Genomic DNA, 19,628 nt, shown 5'->3' with positions numbered 1-19,628 from the left:
GTGGCTTTCCGCCTTTTACTCATTGCCTGTTCAATCTCCTGGGTGACACGAACGCACCGAAAACCGGTGGCACAACCTGCGCAAATCGAATGCTGCGGATGAGAGAGGCGGCTGACGGACTCCATTACGGGCGTGTTAGCCCAGGAATGTAAGTGCCAGACCATTTACTCCCTCATTCTAACAGCTTCGGCTTTGAGATGGAAAAAGACGCGGCTGGCTGCCGCGCCTTAAACCGTAACTTTATTGTAGGAGTAATGTCACAAATAGTAACACCCCGGCATACTTTTAGAAGTCTTGTTTACTATTTTTTTCGATAAAGGAGAAAAGTTATGGTAATACCGCCTACACCGGAATCATCGCCAGTGTTAGAAATAGCTGGAGCAGGGAATTGCTTAAACGTCTCTGACGTAATTTCGATAGTTGGCATTATAATTACAACACTGCTATAAAAAGCAAACAGATAGATTTGTCGATTTGCAATATATGCCAGAGATATTTCTGAGAAGTCAACTGCCGATAGATGGCTTTCCTTGCTTAAATTACCAACTGTTCGCTACCTTTCAAGGTGCGAATAGGAGTGAAATTCTCGGCTTGTTCTTAGTCGACAAGTCGCCGATTTACGGATTAAAAGTGGAGAAAATAATAGTTGATGAAATCGAATATGTAAATATATTGAAAAAAATACTATTGATATTTTCCGCACGAATCTTTTTTCTACTTAGAACTATGTCCCCTTGATTCCGTATATAATGAAGGCAGCTACTCTGCTGAAGTGATTTTGACTTACAAGAATATGTACGACACCAAATATAAGAAACGAATTGATGTTACTTTTGCGGGGAATCAATCAGTGAAGATTAAATGTAAAAAAGCAGAGAGACATAAATAGTACATAGGAGAGAGTTTTCTCTAAAGCCAATAGAAGTTAAAGTTATCTGTGTAAGTAAAGAGGCGAAGAAAGTGTTCTACCATAAATCTAACTCGATTAAGGAATTAAATCTTTCTACACGCTCGTATAATGCGCTCTATAGAGCGGGAGTATTGACGATTGGGGATCTTCGAGCGCTGCCTGAAGCAGAACTGCGCGACATTAAGAACTTAGGTGCGAAGAGCATTCAGGAAATTCTCGAGAAAAAATCAAGCATGGAAGTTAGCACAGGTTTTGCACCGGAAGAAGCCCAGGCTCACAAAAGCATGCCATCGTTTGTAGGCGATGACGGCATTACCTATCAGGATGTTCCTGTTGAACAAATGGGACTGTCAAATAGGGCTTACAACTGCCTGAAAAGGCAAAACATTTCCTTTCTATCGGAACTACTGCATTTGACCCGCAATGAAATAAAGCAATGGAATAATGTTGGAGAAAAAACTGTAACGGAAATCCTTGAGAAGCGGGATGCCCTTCTACTCCAGCCTGTTTTTGATATTTCGTTTCACGTATCTGATTCGGTAGCAGAAACCTCTGATGACCTGTGCCAATCGGTAGTGAAACGATTTGCTTCCATTTATGAGCTTCCTATAAATGCTCTTTATGAGCAAATCAGCCCACTTTGTGAAATGTTTTTTCAGGAAAACTCCGTAGAGGGTGTGAACACAGATATTCTTTTAGAGAATCCAGAATTTATTCGTGCAATGTCTGCATCACCAATCGTTGCAAGTGGGATTCAGGCACAGATATTGTCCACCCTAAATAAAGTAGCGTATGGATGTAGCCTTAAAAGCCTATTGGATGCCTGCGCTATGGTGCCTACAGATGTATTGGAAAACAATTTACGATTTCTCATTGCTACCAAAAAAGCGGTGCGGAATGAAGACGGTTCCTATGCCATCAAGAGAATGACAGCCATTGAGTACGCAGCACAGCTCCCGGATCAGCGGCGAGGATATGTTTTAACTGAGAGACTTCATGGTCGAACATTAGAGGATATTGGAAATGAGTTGAAGCTTCAGAGAGAGCGTATCCGGCAGATCATGAACAAAGCGCTGGAGCAACATCCCACACTTTATGAAGACCGATATGCGGAAGTATTTCAGAAATATGATTTTTCAAGAGATGATTTTCGCCTCGCTTTTCAAGAAGATGAAACAGTGTATGAGTATCTCAAACTTGAGTATAAGTCTGGAGAATTACAGCCAGAGGAACTCATAGATGATGAATCTTTTCCTACTGCATTCCGTCGGGCAGGAGAGCGCATCGCATATAAAAACTGTGTCCAAATCGGATCCATAATTGTTCCCTGCAAGCGGGATGCCCTATGTGACTATGCGTTGCGTCAATACGCTTCAGATGAAATATCTTATAGCGGCTTTGTAGAGAAATATAACGCGTTGTTGTCTGAACTAGGAATTGCCGATAATTCAAAACTTACATTGGGTGGCAGAGGATATGAGAACAAGCTTGCTGCAAGTATAAATGTCCTGTGGAAGCATGGCAGATGCTTGCGCTACCGGCCTGCTGCACTCTATGATTATGCGGATTTTTTGACGGCGTTGGATCTTAACCAATATGTTGACATTGAGCTTTCGGCATTGAAGTTATTCAACGAACACGCAGAGCTGATGCTGGAATACGATATTCGGGACGAATACGAGCTACACAATCTGCTGAAAAAGATTTGTACGGAGCAAGAGTATTCAAATGTCCGTTTCCCTCGGATGCCTACAATCGAGTTTGGACATCCCGACCGAGACCAGCAGGTTATGGATTTACTGCTTTCTTGTGCGTCCATCTCCAAAGAAGCATTTGCACAGCGGTATGAGGAAGAGTATGGCATAAAAGCGGGCAGTGTGATGGCCAACTATCTGGGGTGTATCACCGCCTATCTGGATGGAGACACATATCGCATTGATTCTCCCGCTATGTCTGACGCAATGTCGCAAAAACTCAAGGGAGAGTTGCAGGACGATTTCTATCTTCTTTCGGAAATTCATGCAATTTATCAGAATATGTTCCCAAACGCAGACAGATCACTGCTTAATAGCTATAGTATTATCAACCTTGGCTTTCGTATTTATTCTAACTATGTTGTCAGCAGTAAATACCATTCCGCTGTTGAGTACTTCAAGCACCTGCTTCTGGACCAAGACATAGTAGATATTTCTGCTTTCAAAAAAAGCATTCTTTCTACGGTGACATTCACTTCTCAGCTTTATAAACTGCGTGAGGAGATGGAAATTGTCGAGTTTGCACCTCAAAAATATATACATATTCGCAAACTAAGTGAAGCAGGCATTGAAAAAGCTGGTTTGAAAGAGTTCTGCAAAGATGTCGCAGCGTATGTAAGTGAGGGAGAATACTTCACAGTGTTCTCCTTGCAAAAGTCAGGTTTTGTACATAAGTTGGATGAATTCGGGTTTGACGATTGGTTTTACTCATCTGTCTTGGCTGAAAGCAAGGATTTGTTTTCGTATAGGCGTGCTGGTAAGAATCGCTTGTTCCGGAGAGGCACCTACACAGTTGCGATATCTGATTTCATTGAATCAATTCTCGCTTTGCAGGAAACGCAGTCCATGGATATTTATGATTTGGCTGACTATATGCGTGATGAGTTCGGACTCTATATTTCGACATCGAAGTTGATTGAAACCCTTCGTGAGAGTTCGATGTATTATGATTCTATATCCCAAAAAGCATATTTGGATTACGATGTTTACTTTTCTGATGTGTAAAGGGGCTATTATGGATTGTACTGATGTAAAAGAAAAAATTGCGGAGTATTTACAGGGCCATAGTCAGCCTGTCAGCCTTTTTCAACTTGTGCATATTGTATTTCAAAGCAGGTATTCGTCTTCCACTGTTGATGATGCGCTTTCTCAATTATTTGAAGAAAACCGGATTATTTACACGCCTGCTGGTATTATTGGAGCGCCGCATAATCTAAGTCAATTAATCGAATGGGTACAGGATAAAGACAGGAGAGATGTGCTGAACCTCTTTTTTCGAGGACATTCCTTCCCACCTGAACAGAAGGCCAATGTACAACAAACGGTCAGAGTGTTCTTGCAAAATCGTTGCCCAATTGAAGAGGATTCCTATAAGAAAGTATTCCGGAAATATCGCTTTACACAAGACAGTTTTTGCAAGATTTTCTCACAACCAGTTAGCACGTATATTTATTTGACCCAAATTTGCAAGAAGGGAAAGCTCGATTGGCGCCAAATTCGGCTTGACGAGTCGCAATCAATTTATGTACGAAACGCAGCGATAAGTGCGATAGCGAGTGAGGGGCTTTTGCTGGGTGACCAAGTGCTTCCTTGCTCGGTGGAAGAGATTGGTCTTTATCTATTGAGACAACATACTTCTCCTGTTGATAAGGAAACTTTCTTTTTAGAATATTGCAATTTTCTCGATCAATCTGCTCCGTTACCCAATGTACTATCCGTTAGTAAAAACCGTTTTGCTTCTATTCTAAGTGCCAGTACAAGGACGATTATCGGACAGGCTGGGGCCTTACGGTTCAGGCAATTCAAAGAACGAGCGGATGGTGCGATGATAAAGCGCCTAAAGCTTTGGCAATACCGGAATCAGTATATCTCTGCAGAAATTATATATAAAAATGCAGCAACAGAGATGGAAAAAGCCGATATTCAAAACCCTTACGAGTTAATCACAATTCTAAAGAAGTTCCCAGATATCTGCGCAAAATATCATATTACTTTTGCCAAAGCTCCGTTTATTGCCTTTGGAACAGGGAACGCCATTACACAGTTACAGGATCTTCTCAAGGAATTGTCACCAATTTCCGGTGAGAGACTTGCACAAGAATATGAGAGACGATACGGACTAAAGGCCAATACAGTAAAGGTTCGCCTTCTGAAGGAGATCTCGCCATATTTACGCAATGGAGTTTATGATTTGCAGACAAGGAGCATTACAGACAAACAAATTGAGGGCATTTCAAAGAAGCTTACGAAACCGTGGTATATAGTAGAGGATGTTCAAAAAATTTTTAAAAGTAAAGTTGGCACACGGTATGAGGCATATTTATCTACGGAAAATCTACGAAAAATTGGTTTTCGCAAAACTAACACAATTATTTATTCCAATCGGTACCGCTCCTTAATCGAGTGCCTAGACAAAAACGATTGGGCGGGGAATACATTTTATGTTCAAGACGAATTGTGGGAAAATCCTCAGATCTATGCAGCATTGCAGAAACAAGCAGCAAAGTTCGAGATTATTGAATATTTACCGCAGAAATTCATCCGTCTAGCTTACTTAAAACGCAATGGAATCCACAAAAAGAATTTAAATGCGTTCATCGAAGAGGTGTGTAGACGCGTACAAGATGATGCCTATTTTACCTTAAAGTTTTTGCGGGACCAAGACTATGAATTTCCTTTGGATGATTTGGGGTTTGATGATACATTCTACTATTCTATCTTAAAACAAGGGAAAAAGATTCAAGGGAGAAAAGTCGCTGGCACTTATTTGCTTAGGAAATCAAAGCAGGATGTGACCCTATCTGATTTTATTGAATTCCTGGTTTCTCAGGTCCGGAGCATAGATATATTTGATCTGTCTGAGCTAATTGCTGTTCAATATGGAATTGCCCTTGCTCCGTCTTATATTCGTACTCTGGCTTCTGGATCTCAGATGTACTACGATTCCATATCTGAAAAAATTTATTTGGACTACGACGAATACTTCGAGGAGGTTTAACTATGAATCTTTTGATTGATGGCATTAAATCAAAGGCAGTGATGCTGACACAGAGCACTAAAAAGCTCTCTATTGATAACCACACGCAGGTATATCCCGTATATAAAATTCGCCTCGACCAGCTGTACTTTAATGACCAGAATGACCGCATTGCAACTTGGATTAGTCAATATAAAGCCGAGCATGCAGATGTTGCCCTGGAATCATTGGGTCACTCGGAATATAACGATATCATCCAAGGGTTTATTATAGAGAGTAATCCTGAAGCAATTAAGAAAACCCAGAACAATATTGATCTTATTGGCCAGCAAGAGGCTGGCGTTGTGTTAACAGATGGCCGCATCATCGATGGTAACAGGCGTTTTACATGTCTTCGAAATATTGAAAAAAAGACGGGGAAAACACAGTATTTCGAAGCTGTAATTCTCGACCATGATATTCGAAATAACGCCAAGCAAATCAAGTTGTTGGAGCTGATGATTCAGCATGGCGTAGATAAGCCTGTTGACTATAATCCAATCGACCGACTTGTGGGAATCTATAATGATATTGTTGATAAAAAGCTCCTCACTGTCAAAGAGTATGCTGATGGTGTCAATCAATCAGAGACGGATATTCAGCGGGAAGTTGAGAAAGCGAATCTGATGGTGGAATACTTAGAGTTTATCAATGCTCCCAAGCAGTTTCATCTGGCCAGAACTATGAATCTGAATGACCCGCTTAAGGAGCTTAATACCATCCTTAAACAATGCAAAGACGATGAAAAACGTGAGGATTTGAAAAGCGTTGTCTTTGCAAACTTCTTGATGCAACCCCATGGTGATATGACCCGCTATATGCGTAAGATCAAAAAAATTGTGTCCAATGCAAAGTTTCTTGGCCAATATCTGGACGAACAGTTGGGATCCACCGAAAAAGTTTGTGACCTTCTTGAGGAAACTCCTGTTGTGACAGAAAAGGTGATTAACGAAAAGATTCGCACCCGGGAAGATTTGAAAGAAGATTTTGCGCACTCCACAGAAAAATGGGTCAGTAAGGCAGATGGCGATGCTACCCGGAACCGTCCGGCGCAGCAGGCTGAGAAGGCATATGAGATGCTGGATACCATCGATACAAATATTTTTAAGAAACTAAGCGAAGAGCAAAAAGACGATGTTCGGAATCGGTTGGATCAGATCCAGAAAGCACTTGACCACATCAGAGGGGAACTTGATGCTTAATGTTTAGAGACTTACCTTTGCAGGCTACCTATTCTTCTTATGAGGATAATTTGGGAGAGCAATTCTACTCTCCAGTACTGGCCCAGAGTATTCGGTATGACCGTGCAACAGCATATTTTTCGGCCAAAGCCCTTGCAAATTATGCTAAGGGCCTCGAGTGCTTTGCGCAAAATGGGCATACCATGCGCCTAATTGTGTCAGCAGAAATTGATAAAGAAGATTACTTGCAAATTCAAGATGGCTATGCGTTACGAGCTTCCATAAGAGAAGAACTGGTTGCCCGGATGCGGGAATCACTTTCTTTGGAGGAAGAGCGAAATATATCCAACCTGGCCTATTTGGTGGGACTTGGAGTCATTGACATCAAGGTTGCCTTTACCCAGGAAGGAATTTTCCACGATAAGTTTGGAATTGTTGAGGATGCTGAAGGAAACATTATTTGCTTCCGTGGTTCTAACAATGAAACTGCAGCTGCGTTTGAATCCAACTATGAAGCCTTTGATATTACCTGTAGTTGGCAGGCATCGCCGTTTGACTATTCGAAAATTACCAAGAGCCAGCAAACTTTTGAGAAGCTTTGGAGTAACCAGACGGAAAATATTTGCGTGCTTGAAATGGATTCTCTTGTCTATCAAGAATTGGAAAAGCACAACAAGGGTCAGCTGATTATAGACCCTTTGCAGCTGGAAACAAACTGTATGCTCTTGGATTACGATGGTGTATTGGCTTTAGATTTTAAGGGGATTCCGAATCTTCTCTGGAACACGTCTTTCTATAAAATACGGCTTAAAAGGTTCGTGGACACAAGCAAAAGCACAGATGAACGTATTTTCTTTAAGGATATACTTAAATATCCCCAATTTAATCAAATTATTAGTCTGCTGCAGAATGAGTCTGAAAAACGTGGATACCGCTTTTTTGTTACATCCCGTCTCAGGAAATACATAGCGGACCGGGAACTGCATATAAAAAAGCGGGCAGGGCTTGGGTTGGCAATTAAGCAGCATAGTCCGGATGTGCTGGGAAAATATGAGGAGTACAAAGCCGTTGTAAACGACGCTTTCAGCAGACCGCTTCGTGAAAAACAGATGTGGGATTCTTTCTTTATGTGTACCATGAAGAAAGCCTGCAATTTCTCGGTTCCCGGTTCTGGAAAAACAGCTTCAGTCCTTGGAGTGTTTGCATACCTCTATGCCAAAGGATTTGTACGCCGCCTTGTAATGGTTGGTCCTAAAAATTCCTTTGGATCCTGGCAAGAAGAATTTCAGCTTTGCTTCGGCAATAAGTTGCCGCTTCGGGTATTTAACATTCATAATCCGAGCTATAAAACGGCGGACGAGAAACGAACGGCACTTTTATTCGACAGCGGGAGCGCAAATCTCGTTTTGTTGAATTACGACTGCCTGCGCTCTTATCTTCCTGAAGTTCAAAAACTGGTGGGGACTTCAACACTTTTGGTGTTTGATGAGGTACATAAAGTAAAGGCTATTGATGGAAGCAATGCTCAAAAAGCATTGGAGCTGGCGGAGAATGCATGTTATACGATTGCTCTGACCGGCACACCGATTCCAAATTCCTATATGGATATATGGAACCTATTGAATATCTTATACCACAACGAGTATGATGAGTTCTTCGGATTTACCCCGCAGCAGCTTAAGGCTCCATCTCAGGATGAGATCAATCTGATCAATAAGAAAATCCAGCCATTCTTTTGTCGGACGACAAAACAACAGCTGGAAGTTCCTGAAGCAAACCCGGACATCATTGAAGAAGTATCTGCAAATGATACTGAAAATCAACTCTTCCACATTTTGCAGCTGAAGTATGCAAAGAATAAGCTGGCACTTATTATCCGACTGTTGCAGATGGAATCCAATCCCAGGATGCTGCTTAACAAACTGGATCTATCCGACTTTGCAGACATTTTGGATATTTCGGCTGCTGATATTGAGGACATTGATTATGTGGATTACTCGGAAGACGTGAAGCAACTCATCGACTCTATTCAAAGTACATCTAAATTCCGTGCGTGTATTTCTCTGGCAGAAAAGCTGGTCACGCAGAGAAAGCCAGTGATTATCTGGTGTATCTTTGTGGACTCTATCAATCGTATTGCTACCGCCCTACGTGACATGGGAATTGATGTGGCGTGTATCTATGGTCAAACCACTATGGAGGAACGACAACAAATTGTATCTGCCTTCCGAGATGGCTGTGTGGATGTCTTGATTACTAACCCGCATACTTTGGCCGAGTCTGTTTCTCTGCATAAAGCATGCCATGATGCGATTTATTTTGAATACAGCTATAACCTTGTACATTTGTTGCAGTCAAAGGATAGAATTCATCGACTTGGCCTGCCGGATGGGCAATATACGCAGTATTACTATCTCCAGCAGCAGTTTGTTACAGGTGAGGGTGAACCGTTCTCGCTGGATGCCAGAATCTTAAATCGTCTGAATGAGAAAGAAAGAATTATGCTGGAGGCCATCGAGAATAATTGCTTGGAATCTGTAACTACGGTACAAGAAGATCTGGATCTCATTTTTCAGGGGCTTAAATTATAGTTTTCACTCTTTAATATCAGATTATCATACATAGCCTGATGTAATGACGTTATGAAGGAGAGATGGTGCATGGCGACGATCCGGTGTCCACATTGCGGCAGTCCCGTCATGGTGCGGGGAAACCGTTGGGAGTGTGGCTGGTGCGGGGATTTTGGAAGTACTTCTTCTCTATTTTCCTCCGAACAGGCTAAGCTGGTTCCCCAAAAAAGCACACCACAAATTACTTTGAGTTTTACCGTCTCTGTGGAGGACACTACGCCTCCGCCACGTCATTTTACCCGCACAGAACTGGTGGATATGGTGCGCCGCTGGGATTTTTCCGAAAACGAGTGGGCCTGCCGGGATCTGCTGATTGCGGACTTCCCCGATGCTGTCCGGAGATGGACGGCGGAGGAGCTGGAGGACATGGACACCCAGGATCTCCTATGTGAAATCGGTGACAGTGACCCCCAGACCGCAGTTCAGATGATGAAGTTGCTGTTGGACACGGCAGAAAGTCACCTCCAGGAACCAGAGGTGGCCGAGCAACTATTGGGATGGGATATGTGCGATCTGTGCCGAAATCAGTTTGTCCAAGCTCCCCTTTTGAAACAACTCAAACACGACGACCGTCTGGCCCAGCAGCTGTTTCAAAGCGCCTATGTGGATACCCCCCAGGAAGCACTGCTGGAGGCCTGTGACTGGTTTGGGGAGGCAGATCTGAAAAAGCAACTCTATTCTCTTTTGACTCAAAATCCCCATTTCGAAGGATTTGACTAAATGGAACAACCCGGCCTGTGTCAATCACGAGCCTGGTTGTTCTGCTATTTGGGGTACGCTCTTATCTTTGACAACAGAGTGTCAAAATCGCTTAGGTGGATGAGAACTGTACGAGAGGAAATGCATCCAGCGGTATGACAATGTTTTTTGCGCTATCACATGTAGAAACATGGCCATACCTTGTGTCTCGCCAATTTATACACTATAATAATTTTACAGTTTATAGGTGTCTTCTGAGGTGGCTGCGAGGGACCTTGGAGCTGGATGTATAGCAGTAGTGGGAAGGAGGTGTCCTGTGGGGTGTATCCGTTTGGATTTTCTTAAATATTGCATAAAGAGGGAAAAGAACTGTTCTTTCAGCATATGGCCATCAGTAAGACGGCTCACCTTTACATAGATGGTTGAAGAGACAATGATTTAAGCCTATGTAAACAAAATGGCCTTTGATACGATAAATTGCGGAGAGTTCTGTACTTCACCATACCGATTGTGGAGGAGTACATAGTATGACCGCTTTATTTTTAGTACAAGTGATTACCAAGTTCACATGAGAGAAGGAATCATAGAATATGAGTTATAATTATAGATTTCAGCGAGATAGAAGTTGCTTCTACTTATCATCATTTGAAAATGATGATAATATTACGCTCGTAACAAATCGATTTACAAAAAGGATCATTCGAATATGTCAATGGGAGATAGGGTGTTTGAGTCCTACAGGATGGAGAAAGTCTAAAAGATATAACGATTTGTATACTCTTTGGATTCCTAATGATCGAATCGATTATGATATTCTTGATGATTTTATAGAATGGGCAATAGCTTGTAATAGCTGTGTTTGGGTAAAATTAAATAGATATACTACGGACCATTTTGAAGACGGTGTTTTGGACTTTTGTATTTGCTCCGATTGGAACTTTAATTTTGATGGGGTAAGTGGACGTACTGAAATTGGCGATATAGAATATCGTCTTAAATACGTTGGAAATATCTCCGAAGATGATGCTAAGATGGTAGGAGCATATTTAAATAAATGTTTATTTTGCATCAATGGTTACGATGATGACATAGACAACATATTGATCACTACTATACCTGCAACCGTAGAAAAGCAAAATAAACCTTCGTGGAAGCTGGCTGAATATGTTGCCGATTCACTAAATGCCGAATTTCTCTCTGCTACACTGCGCAGTGATAAACCTGAAATGAAGTCTTTAAGTGTTACTGATAAAATTAAATCTTGGAGAAAAATTTATGCAGATAATCAGGTCGAATTGTCTATTGATATAGATAGCTTAAAAGGTAAAACGGTTATTATCGTTGATGACCTGTATCAATCTGGAACATCTATGTGGTGCTATGCCGAATATTTAAAATCAGTAGGTGCTTCACATATCTTAGGCATTGCAATGGTAAAATCATTAAAAGATAGTGATAACCAACCCAATTAATAAATCCACAAGAAGAGGAACTGAGAAATGGATGCAAGAGTATTGCAAGTGGCTTTTGCCAAAGGAGTAGGAGACGTAGCATTAAAAAAATACCTTCATTATATTCATGATCACTGTGTTGAACAAGAAAGTTATTTAAGTGATGAAGTGTTTCGTTGTATCGGGTTTAGTGTTGATATGCTTAATAGCATAAAAAATACTGAAGAGCGTGCAAAGAGTGTTTTTGAGAAACTCTGTTTAAAAGATGTCGAAATTATTACAGAAACATCGAATGATTACCCACAATACTTAAAAAGAATGCTTCAAAATAAATGTCCACCCTTGCTATTTGCACGAGGAAACAAACGACTTTTAAGTGAACTTAGTGTTGGTTTCTGTGGATCACGAAAAGTATCTGACAAGGGTATGGCTATCGCTACCAATTGCACAAAACAATTAGTAGAAAAAAATGTTACCATTATTAGCGGATATGCTGCGGGTACCGACCTAACTGTGCATAAAGCGGCATTAGAAAATGAGGGAAGTACAATATTTGTTTTATCTGAGGGAATTTTACAGGCCAGGATAAAGAAACAAATAGCTCCCCTATTAAATGATAAGAACCATTTGTTTATATCGCAATTTTTGCCTGAGTTGACTTGGAATGCTGGCAATGCTATGAAGCGAAATTCAACTATCATTGGGCTATCGAGAGCCATGATATTAGTTGAATCGAGACTTGAAGGTGGTACATTCGCTGCTGGAGAAGAAGCATTACGAGTAAACTGTCCATTATTTGTTATTGATTTTTCTAAACCAGATACAACCGCCGAGGCTAATCCGTATTTTATCAGTAAGGGTGGGATCCCCATACGAGGGAAAAATGGAATTCCAAATATGAAAAAAGTTTTCTCTTCAATTACTTCTGAACAGCGTCTAAATGATAATGCTAGTATGGAGCAACTACAAATTGACATGTAATTTCTTGTGTTAATTTCTTGGTATTACCACTATTGCCCTATTGCTTACATTATGTGGCGTGCTCTGCCTGCTGCTTCATGAAGTGCATATTAGCGCTCTATCTGATGATGTCGTGAGCAATCTGTCTGAGTATTCCAGAGAAGCGGAAAGCCTATGGCAGTGGTACATGGAGCGTTTTAAAGAAACTAGTAGTGTAATCGGTTGACCGGCTCTCTTTGATAACAGCGTACTAAAACCACGGAGGGGTGAAAAGTACAGTGTCCATGTCTGGGCTGGCTGAAGGAATTGACCACACACCCAGCCACAGACCGCCGTGGAACACACGGATACCCCATGGTTAGAAAGTGCCGGAAATCAATCGAAATGGAGCAGAAACAACGAAAAAGAAGCCGAAATAATTAGAAAAAAGTTTACTTTCCGCTTGGTAAGGATGAGGTCGGCAGTTCGAATCTGCCTAGCAGCTCCAAAAAGCCTTGGAAACTTCGGTTTTCAAGGCTTTTTTGCTTCCAATAATGATATTTTGGTGTGGGGCAAAGAGTGCCGGACAGGAAGGTCATGATTCCTGTCCGGCTTTTTCTCTCTGCTTTACATCACTTGTGCCATAAAGCTGCCCATGGTGGCCGCTGCCAGTGTCCTTGAAAGCCGCTTAAATTGGGCAGAGCCGCCCTAGGTGGGGGAGAATATGGCCCTGCGCCGAAGAAGGGGACACAGAGGCTTACAGGGGCAATGCTGGTAGGCATCTATGTGACCATATTGGGTTTCTCAAAACGAGACTGAGAGAACAACGTGTGGTGTGTTCCGTGGATGGGGAATGCTTTGTTTAAGAGCAATAGACAACGAGAGGTCGCCCGATTTCTGGGCGGCCTCTCGTTGTGTTTGCATGATAACGTGATTAAGCATGCTGTTCGCTTATGGTATGAGGCCCGTCGTCCGGGCAACTGCTTGGTAAAAAGTATATCGCCGCAAATCCACCACAAATGGCGATGGAGCAGCTCAATAGTTCACTCAAAGTGGGAAGTCCAGGGAAAATGCTGACCACTGAACCAAGAATAAAGCCAAGAATCACTAAATAGGTCACTTGTGGATAGCGGGCCATCGCTTTTTCCAACAGTTTGGCCATTAGGATAATACCAACCAGGCCGCCCAGTGCCATGGGGAGTAAAAAGGAGAATTGGAGGGCTTTGATCGCAGTGATCGTCTTGCTGTACAGTCCCAGCAGCAGCAAAAGATAGGATATACTGATGCCTGGGAGGAGCAGGGCGATTGCAGCAATGATTCCCGCAAAAAACAGAAGCAGAAGTTCGAATATCCCATTGGATTGCTCGATGCTTTCTGAGTTCAACGGAAGAATGGAGATCGCACAAACCATTAGCATCCCGAGAAGGATATAAACAGGTACTTTCCATGAAAAACTCTGAATATTCGCTTCTCGAAACATCATGGGGATGCCCCCGACCACTGCACCGATAAAGAAATACATCATCGGTTTGGGAAACGCGTCAATTAAATCGGAGATGGGATTGGCAAGCAGTGCCATTCCGATGACGGCACCGATGCAAAATGTGAAGAGGAAACAAAAGCTATCCTTTTTTCTCTGGTAAAATGAACTGACAGCGGAAATGAGAGAGGAGTATATACCAAGAATCATTGCCATCGAACCACCGCTGACACCGGGAACCAGCATGGTCCCTCCGATGACGAATCCCTTTGCGGCAACCGAAATATATTTCTCCCAAATGTTCTTCATTTTCATATGTGCAATCAATGAATGTCCTTTTCAAAATATTCTACGTTTTTGCTCTGCCCCACGATACAAATGGCATCGCCCTCGCGGAAGAAATAGTCCGCGTTGAAGTTTACATTTGTATGGCCATCGTGTTCGATTGCAATGATGTTTACCCCGTAGCGATGACGGATGTTCATATCCTGGATTGAGGTGCCGATGAGCTTTTTGGTCACCAGGATTCTCCGAACTTCGGCATCTCCGCCTAAGGCGACAGAGTCCAGGAAACTGTCATAAATTAACCCTTTTCCAAGGCGGATTGCCATATCTCGTTCAGGGAAAACCACAGAAGCACCTAACTGCTTGAGTGCCTCCCCATGAATAAAGCTGGTGGCTTTTGAGATAACATGAGCAATCCCCATTTTCAGCACGGTCATGGTGACAAGGATGCTGACATCGATTCTTTCTCCAATACACACCACCACGACGTCGCAGTTTCGGATGCCTGCTTCTTCCAGCGCCTCTTGATCCAGGTTCTCCACAACCAGAGCCATTTCTGTGAAACGGCGTGCTTCCCGCACACGAGACTCTTCTTTGTCAATGGCAATGACTTCTTTTCCGGCGGAGGAAAGGCATTCCACAAGGGCCATGCCAAACCGTCCAAGACCAATCACTCCATAGCTGCTTGCGTAGTCTTTTCTTTTCATCGGTATTTTCTCCTTATTTATCCGATCGAAACGGATTCTTCTGTATAACGAACGCTGGGGGCTGGACGATCAATCCACATTGTCAGCAGGGTAAACGTGCCCACTCGTCCAGCAAACATGGTGAAAATCAAAATTAACTTGCTTGCTACACTCAGAGTCGGCGTAATGCCGGTAGAAAGGCCCACAGTACCGAACGCGGACACTTCTTCAAATAGCAGTTGGACAAAGCTGTACTCCGGCTCCAGCACACAAAGGAAAAATGTTCCCACACATACGAGTAGAAGGGAAAGCAATGAAATGGTGCAGGCCTTGGAAAAGACTTCCCACGGGATGTTGCGCCGGAAGGCACTGATATGCCTTTTTGTGAACAGGCTTCGTACGTGCTGCGATAAGACGAAGAACGTGCTTGTTTTGATACCGCCGCCGGTAGACCCGGGGGAAGCGCCAATAAACATCAAAATAATGAGGGTGAACAGACCGGCATTTGTAAATTCGCCAATGGGGTAAGTAGAAAAACCAGCTGTTCGTGCAGATACGCTCTGGAAAAAGGCTCCAAGCCAGGTGATATCCTCCGTGGCCTTTAATAGTAACGTACCCGCCACAAGCAGAGTGAGCGTTGTGGTTAAAACCACTTTGGAGTGAAGGGTTAGTTTGCGAAAAGATCTCTTTTTCAAGACGTCTAAAATCACAAGGAAACCCAATCCACCAAAAATGATAAGTCCGCTTGTGGTCAGATTCAAAAGAATGTTGTTCTGGTAAGGGATGAGGTTTCTCAGCCCGCCTAAAATATCAAAACCAGAGTTGTTAAAAGCTGCGATGGAATGAAATATGCTGATCCAAAGGGCTTTCAGCACAGGATAGTCCTGAACAAATACAAGAAAACTCAAGACAATACCCATCAGTTCAAAGCACAGCGTCATAAGCAAAATAGACTTCACCAAACGGATCATGCCTTTGATTCCCTCGATATTTAAGGCTTCTTTGAGCAAAATACGCCCTTTGAGACCCACGTTCTTTCGTGCGGCCAAGATCAAACCCACACCAATGGATGTAACGCCTAAACCGCCAACCTGAATCAAAACGGCAACGACAGCTTGACCAAAAGTAGTGAAGTGATCTGCCACATCAATTGCAATGAGACCTGTCACACAAACTGCACTGGTGGAGGTAAAAAGAGCATCAATAAAGTGTACCTCCGCGTCGCCTCTCACGGACAGAGGAAGAAGGAGAAGAACTGCCCCAAACAGGATAAGCATTGCAAATCCGGTAGCAATCAGTCTTCCCGGTGGCTGTTTTTTGAATTGAATCATCAGTTTTTCCATAATGACGGCCGGTAATCATTCCGGCAGAATACGCCCCTTTCCATCTTGAGCAGTGTTCGCACTGAACATGGATTTGTGGTACGACGATAGGATTCCATCTGTACCGACAGATGTGGTATTTTCACCTCCTACACTTGTTCCAGACGACAGGATGAGATGGAACACGATAATTGGAAATACAAAAAGACCAGTCCAGAGATGAGCCATGACGATGGAACAAGCAGCTCCAAAAAAACAGAACGCTGATAAACATTTGTCCATCCTGCGCTCTGTGAATGAATGGTATGGCCACGGAATAAAGTCTCCGCAGCACCACCAAATGGATCGTTCTGTCTGCACTCATTGTCATCCCATCAAGAGGTCATCAAATTACATATCATCCGCCTCAGTACGATCCCAGGTCTGGGAAACCCACATGTTCATCGTGGTTATGCTTGGAACGATGGCGGTTCGTCCATCGCTTCAATCCTGGGAAAGACTACTCCAAGTGTAAACTGCACGGTAACAAGTGGCGTGAAGTTTGATACAATCCCGTCCGTAGATGCGCCAAAAGGATACGAAAGAACCTTTTAAAACGCAAAAAAAGACAGTCTCCCCCTAGAAGAGCTGTCTTTTTCTCTTAATCAAGAATTATACTAATTTTGATTAAAATCCCCTTTGGAATAAATAGAGATGCATCCAAGCACTCTATGACAGACTCCACCACTTATTCCTACGTGGGAGTATAGCACGGAGTGGACAAAATGTCAAAATGAATTTACTGGTGTATGAGATAGATCCGTTTTTGACGGACCGCAGCCCAATGCCCTATGCCTTTCCCACAAACAGCAGGTGGTTGGAGGCCCCAAGGTGCTCTGGTTTCTCGCAGGTGTAGAAGTGATACCGCAGATACTGGGCGTAACTGGCCTCGTCCATGGCGTTGATCTTCTCCTGGAACAGCTCGCTGACCCCGTCCGAGGCCACCTCGTGGAGCACCTTTACGCCGCCCTCCCGCAGCAGCTCCCGGCAGGCGTCCACCGTGTGGAAGACAAAGGGGAAGTCGTCACAGCGGAAGGTCTCTTTGTCGTAGGCGCCGTGGACGAAATAGTCCGGCTCCTCGTGGAACATGGTGAGGATGACCATATCGTTGGCAATGAAGGCGAAAAACAGTTTCCCATCCGGTTTGCACACCCGTTTGGCCTCCTGAATACAGCGGAGCTTATCGGCCTGGCTGTGCAAGTGGTACAGGGGGCCAAAGAGAAGCACAATGTCAAAGGCGTTGTCCGGGTAGCGGCTGAGGTCCAGGGCGTTGCCCTGCGCCAGGTCGATGTTGTCCTCTGGGGTCAGTTTGGCCCGGAAAGCTGCGATGTTGGCCTCAGACAGCTCCAGAGCGGACACCTGGTAGCCCTTTCGGGCGAAATACAGGCTATATTCGCCCGCCCCGGCCCCGATATCCAGAATCTTGAAACCCGGAGTGAGATAGCGCTCTATGTAGCGCACGGTGGTGAGAAACTCCACCCGGGCGGCCTGGGAGCGGGTGAGGCGGCGGCTTTCATCTAAGCGGCGGTACAGGTCTTGCACCAGTTGGGTGTCGTTGTCGTATACAAGCCCCTCCGTGAAGTCCTTGGGGTGGCCCCATTGACGTTTTAAGATGGCATAGTGGACGGTGTCGCAAATGCCCTGGCTGTTGTAGTCCGACTCCCGGGAGGTGCCCTCGCAGGTCATGCCGCACTTTTGCATGACACCGCCGGAATGGGGATTGCGGGTGTCGTGTTTGGCGGTGATGCGGTGGAAATCACAGGTTTCAAACAGGTAGCCCAACACCCCTTGCAGCGCCTCGGTGGTAAGGCCCTGGTGCCACCAGGGTCGCCCGATGCAATAGGCCACTTCTACGCTGGAGAGCTGGTCGTTGGGATTCATGCCGCTGATGCTCCCGATGGGCTGACCCAGATCTTTGGGCACAATGAGCCACTGATAGAAGTTGTCCTGCTGGTAGCCGTTCACCCAACTCTGGAGCACCTGACGGGTGAGGTCCGTGCTGGTGTGGGCCGGCCACATGAGATAGCGGGTCACCTGGGGGTCGGAGGCCCAGTGGTCAAACATGGCTTGGGCGTCGTCTACGGTGGCCCGGCGGAGCATGAGCCGGGGGGTCTCGACGGTCTGGGTTCCTCGGTGGGTGGGCATAGAATCAGTCCTTTCCATAAAATAAAAGCAGTGCAAGCGCCCTTTGTGAGGGCTAGCTTGCACTGCGTCTCTTCTCTCAACGGTGTTTCGGGGGGTTATTGGGAAAAAGAGTATGACAATGCAAGCCCGATGCCATGGGGCATATCGGACTGAGGGGCGTTCATATTGTCCATACACATGTAACGCAGCATTGTCACACCTCCTGGAAGTTTTGCACATTATACGCCGGGTGTGTGGAAAAGTCAACCGCTGGCAGGGAATTTTACACATCACACATGAAAGGCTGCTTTGGGGCTTTACACGCCTTTGTTAAAATCATAAAACCCCTAACATGACTACGGGCCCCCGGAGGCGGGGGAGAAAAAAGTTTTGTATTTCTTACAAGGCGGCCCACTGGATTTTGTAAGAGAAATCGAGGCGGGGGAACGGGGCCTTGTAAGTTTGTTGCAAGAGGAGGAAGCTCCATGCGGCAGGATATTCAGGTGTTGGATCGGGTGAAAAGCGCCTATGCCTCTCTGCGTCCCTCAGAGCGGCGGGTGGCGGACTATGTGTTAAGCGACCCGGACGAATGTACCCAGTGCACCATCTCGGAGCTGGCCGAGCGGGTGCAGGTCAGTCAGCCCACGGTGGTGCGGTTTGTCCAGGCCATGGGGTTTGACGGATACCGCAGCTTCAAATACTGCCTGCTGCGGGACCGCAGTGGGAAGTCGCCCCAGAGCCCCTACTTTGACCCCATGGGGGACCTGGATTTGAAGCCCTGGGACTGTTTGGAGGATTTGCCCCTGAAAGAGACCCGTATGGCGGGCGGACTGCTGGAAGATACCTTAAAATCGCTGTCCACCCAGGGGCTGAGCCGGGCGGCGCGGATGCTGGCCACCGCCCGCACCATAGACATCTATGGGGTGGAGAACTCCTTTACCCCGGCCAGCGATCTGCTCACCAAGCTCACCTATCTGGGGCTCAACTGCCGGATGCACACCGATGCCATGATGAACAAGGTGGCGGACACCTTCCGCAAGGCGGGAGCCCAGTTTGTCATCCAGAATCTGTCTCAGCTGCCGGACTTGATTTCCGCTCTGGGCGTGTGAGAA

Annotated in this window: 12 protein-coding genes; 8 read left to right on the top strand and 4 right to left on the bottom strand. The window is 44.7% G+C overall.

Going from position 1 to position 19,628, the window contains the following annotated elements; genetic code table 11:
* Positions 1-960: 960 nt before the first annotated feature.
* The 7 genes from E0L15_RS09895 (at position 961) to E0L15_RS09865 (ending at position 12,622) form a co-directional block, all read left to right on the top strand.
* Positions 961-3,669, top strand: coding sequence for a DNA-directed RNA polymerase subunit alpha C-terminal domain-containing protein (locus E0L15_RS09895; RefSeq protein WP_168125461.1), 2,709 nt, complete (start codon positions 961-963; stop codon positions 3,667-3,669).
* A 10-nt stretch (positions 3,670-3,679) separates the two neighbouring features.
* Positions 3,680-5,662 (top strand): hypothetical protein, encoded by a 1,983-nt coding sequence (locus tag E0L15_RS09890; RefSeq protein WP_168125460.1) that lies wholly within the window; start codon positions 3,680-3,682, stop codon positions 5,660-5,662.
* Between the two features lie 2 nt (positions 5,663-5,664).
* Positions 5,665-6,882, top strand: coding sequence for a ParB/RepB/Spo0J family partition protein (locus E0L15_RS09885; RefSeq protein ID WP_168125459.1), 1,218 nt, complete (start codon positions 5,665-5,667; stop codon positions 6,880-6,882).
* Positions 6,882-9,452 carry an SNF2-related protein gene (locus E0L15_RS09880; RefSeq protein ID WP_168125458.1) on the top strand — a complete coding sequence of 857 codons (2,571 nt, stop codon included), beginning with the start codon at positions 6,882-6,884 and terminating at the stop codon, positions 9,450-9,452. The genes E0L15_RS09885 and E0L15_RS09880 overlap by 1 nt, the downstream gene beginning before the upstream one ends.
* 225 nt (positions 9,453-9,677) lie before the next feature.
* Positions 9,678-10,211 (top strand): hypothetical protein, encoded by a 534-nt coding sequence (locus E0L15_RS09875; protein WP_168125457.1) that lies wholly within the window; start codon positions 9,678-9,680, stop codon positions 10,209-10,211.
* A gap of 569 nt (positions 10,212-10,780) precedes the next feature.
* Positions 10,781-11,662: a phosphoribosyltransferase gene (locus E0L15_RS09870; protein WP_143482925.1), complete on the top strand. Its 882-nt coding sequence runs from the start codon at positions 10,781-10,783 to the stop codon at positions 11,660-11,662.
* A gap of 27 nt (positions 11,663-11,689) precedes the next feature.
* Positions 11,690-12,622 (top strand): DNA-processing protein DprA, encoded by a 933-nt coding sequence (locus tag E0L15_RS09865; RefSeq protein ID WP_087257263.1) that lies wholly within the window; start codon positions 11,690-11,692, stop codon positions 12,620-12,622.
* A gap of 892 nt (positions 12,623-13,514) precedes the next feature.
* Here E0L15_RS09865 and E0L15_RS09860 read toward each other — a convergent pair.
* The 4 genes from E0L15_RS09860 to E0L15_RS09845 all read right to left on the bottom strand — a co-directional run bounded on the left by E0L15_RS09860 (position 13,515) and on the right by E0L15_RS09845 (position 18,537).
* Positions 13,515-14,375, bottom strand: coding sequence for a DUF368 domain-containing protein (locus E0L15_RS09860; protein ID WP_243155460.1), 861 nt, complete (start codon positions 14,373-14,375; stop codon positions 13,515-13,517).
* 8 nt (positions 14,376-14,383) lie between these two features.
* A complete protein-coding gene (locus tag E0L15_RS09855; RefSeq protein WP_087257259.1) occupies positions 14,384-15,052 on the bottom strand; it encodes a TrkA family potassium uptake protein in 669 nt (222 codons plus the stop codon).
* Positions 15,053-15,069: 17 nt separating this feature from the next.
* A complete protein-coding gene (locus tag E0L15_RS09850; protein WP_347565994.1) occupies positions 15,070-16,362 on the bottom strand; it encodes a TrkH family potassium uptake protein in 1,293 nt (430 codons plus the stop codon).
* An 819-nt stretch (positions 16,363-17,181) separates the two neighbouring features.
* Positions 17,182-18,537 carry a GNAT family N-acetyltransferase gene (locus tag E0L15_RS09845; protein WP_243155459.1) on the bottom strand — a complete coding sequence of 452 codons (1,356 nt, stop codon included), beginning with the start codon at positions 18,535-18,537 and terminating at the stop codon, positions 17,182-17,184.
* A gap of 464 nt (positions 18,538-19,001) precedes the next feature.
* On the opposite strand from E0L15_RS09845, the gene E0L15_RS09840 reads away from it, so the two are divergent.
* Positions 19,002-19,625, top strand: a complete 624-nt coding sequence (locus tag E0L15_RS09840; protein ID WP_168125455.1) for a MurR/RpiR family transcriptional regulator — start codon at positions 19,002-19,004, stop codon at positions 19,623-19,625.
* The last annotated feature ends 3 nt before the right edge of the window (positions 19,626-19,628 follow it).

This window comes from Pseudoflavonifractor sp. SW1122 (genome assembly GCF_012027765.1).
Classification (GTDB): domain Bacteria; phylum Bacillota; class Clostridia; order Oscillospirales; family Oscillospiraceae; genus Enterenecus; species Enterenecus faecium.
This window is presented reverse-complemented; position numbering and strand designations above follow the sequence as displayed.

What these genes read in the sequence shown, in the direction of transcription:
- E0L15_RS09865 (WP_087257263.1), top strand. Translation starts at nt 11,690, where the DNA reads ATGGATGCAAGAGTATTGCAAGTGGCTTTTGCCAAAGGAGTAGGAGAC.
- E0L15_RS09885 (WP_168125459.1), top strand. Translation starts at nt 5,665, where the DNA reads ATGAATCTTTTGATTGATGGCATTAAATCAAAGGCAGTGATGCTGACA.
- E0L15_RS09880 (WP_168125458.1), top strand. Translation starts at nt 6,882, where the DNA reads ATGTTTAGAGACTTACCTTTGCAGGCTACCTATTCTTCTTATGAGGAT.
- E0L15_RS09855 (WP_087257259.1), bottom strand. Translation starts at nt 15,052, where the DNA reads ATGAAAAGAAAAGACTACGCAAGCAGCTATGGAGTGATTGGTCTTGGA.
- E0L15_RS09860 (WP_243155460.1), bottom strand. Translation starts at nt 14,375, where the DNA reads ATGAAAATGAAGAACATTTGGGAGAAATATATTTCGGTTGCCGCAAAG.
- E0L15_RS09870 (WP_143482925.1), top strand. Translation starts at nt 10,781, where the DNA reads ATGAGTTATAATTATAGATTTCAGCGAGATAGAAGTTGCTTCTACTTA.
- E0L15_RS09840 (WP_168125455.1), top strand. Translation starts at nt 19,002, where the DNA reads ATGCGGCAGGATATTCAGGTGTTGGATCGGGTGAAAAGCGCCTATGCC.
- E0L15_RS09845 (WP_243155459.1), bottom strand. Translation starts at nt 18,537, where the DNA reads ATGCCCACCCACCGAGGAACCCAGACCGTCGAGACCCCCCGGCTCATG.
- E0L15_RS09850 (WP_347565994.1), bottom strand. Translation starts at nt 16,362, where the DNA reads ATGATTCAATTCAAAAAACAGCCACCGGGAAGACTGATTGCTACCGGA.
- E0L15_RS09890 (WP_168125460.1), top strand. Translation starts at nt 3,680, where the DNA reads ATGGATTGTACTGATGTAAAAGAAAAAATTGCGGAGTATTTACAGGGC.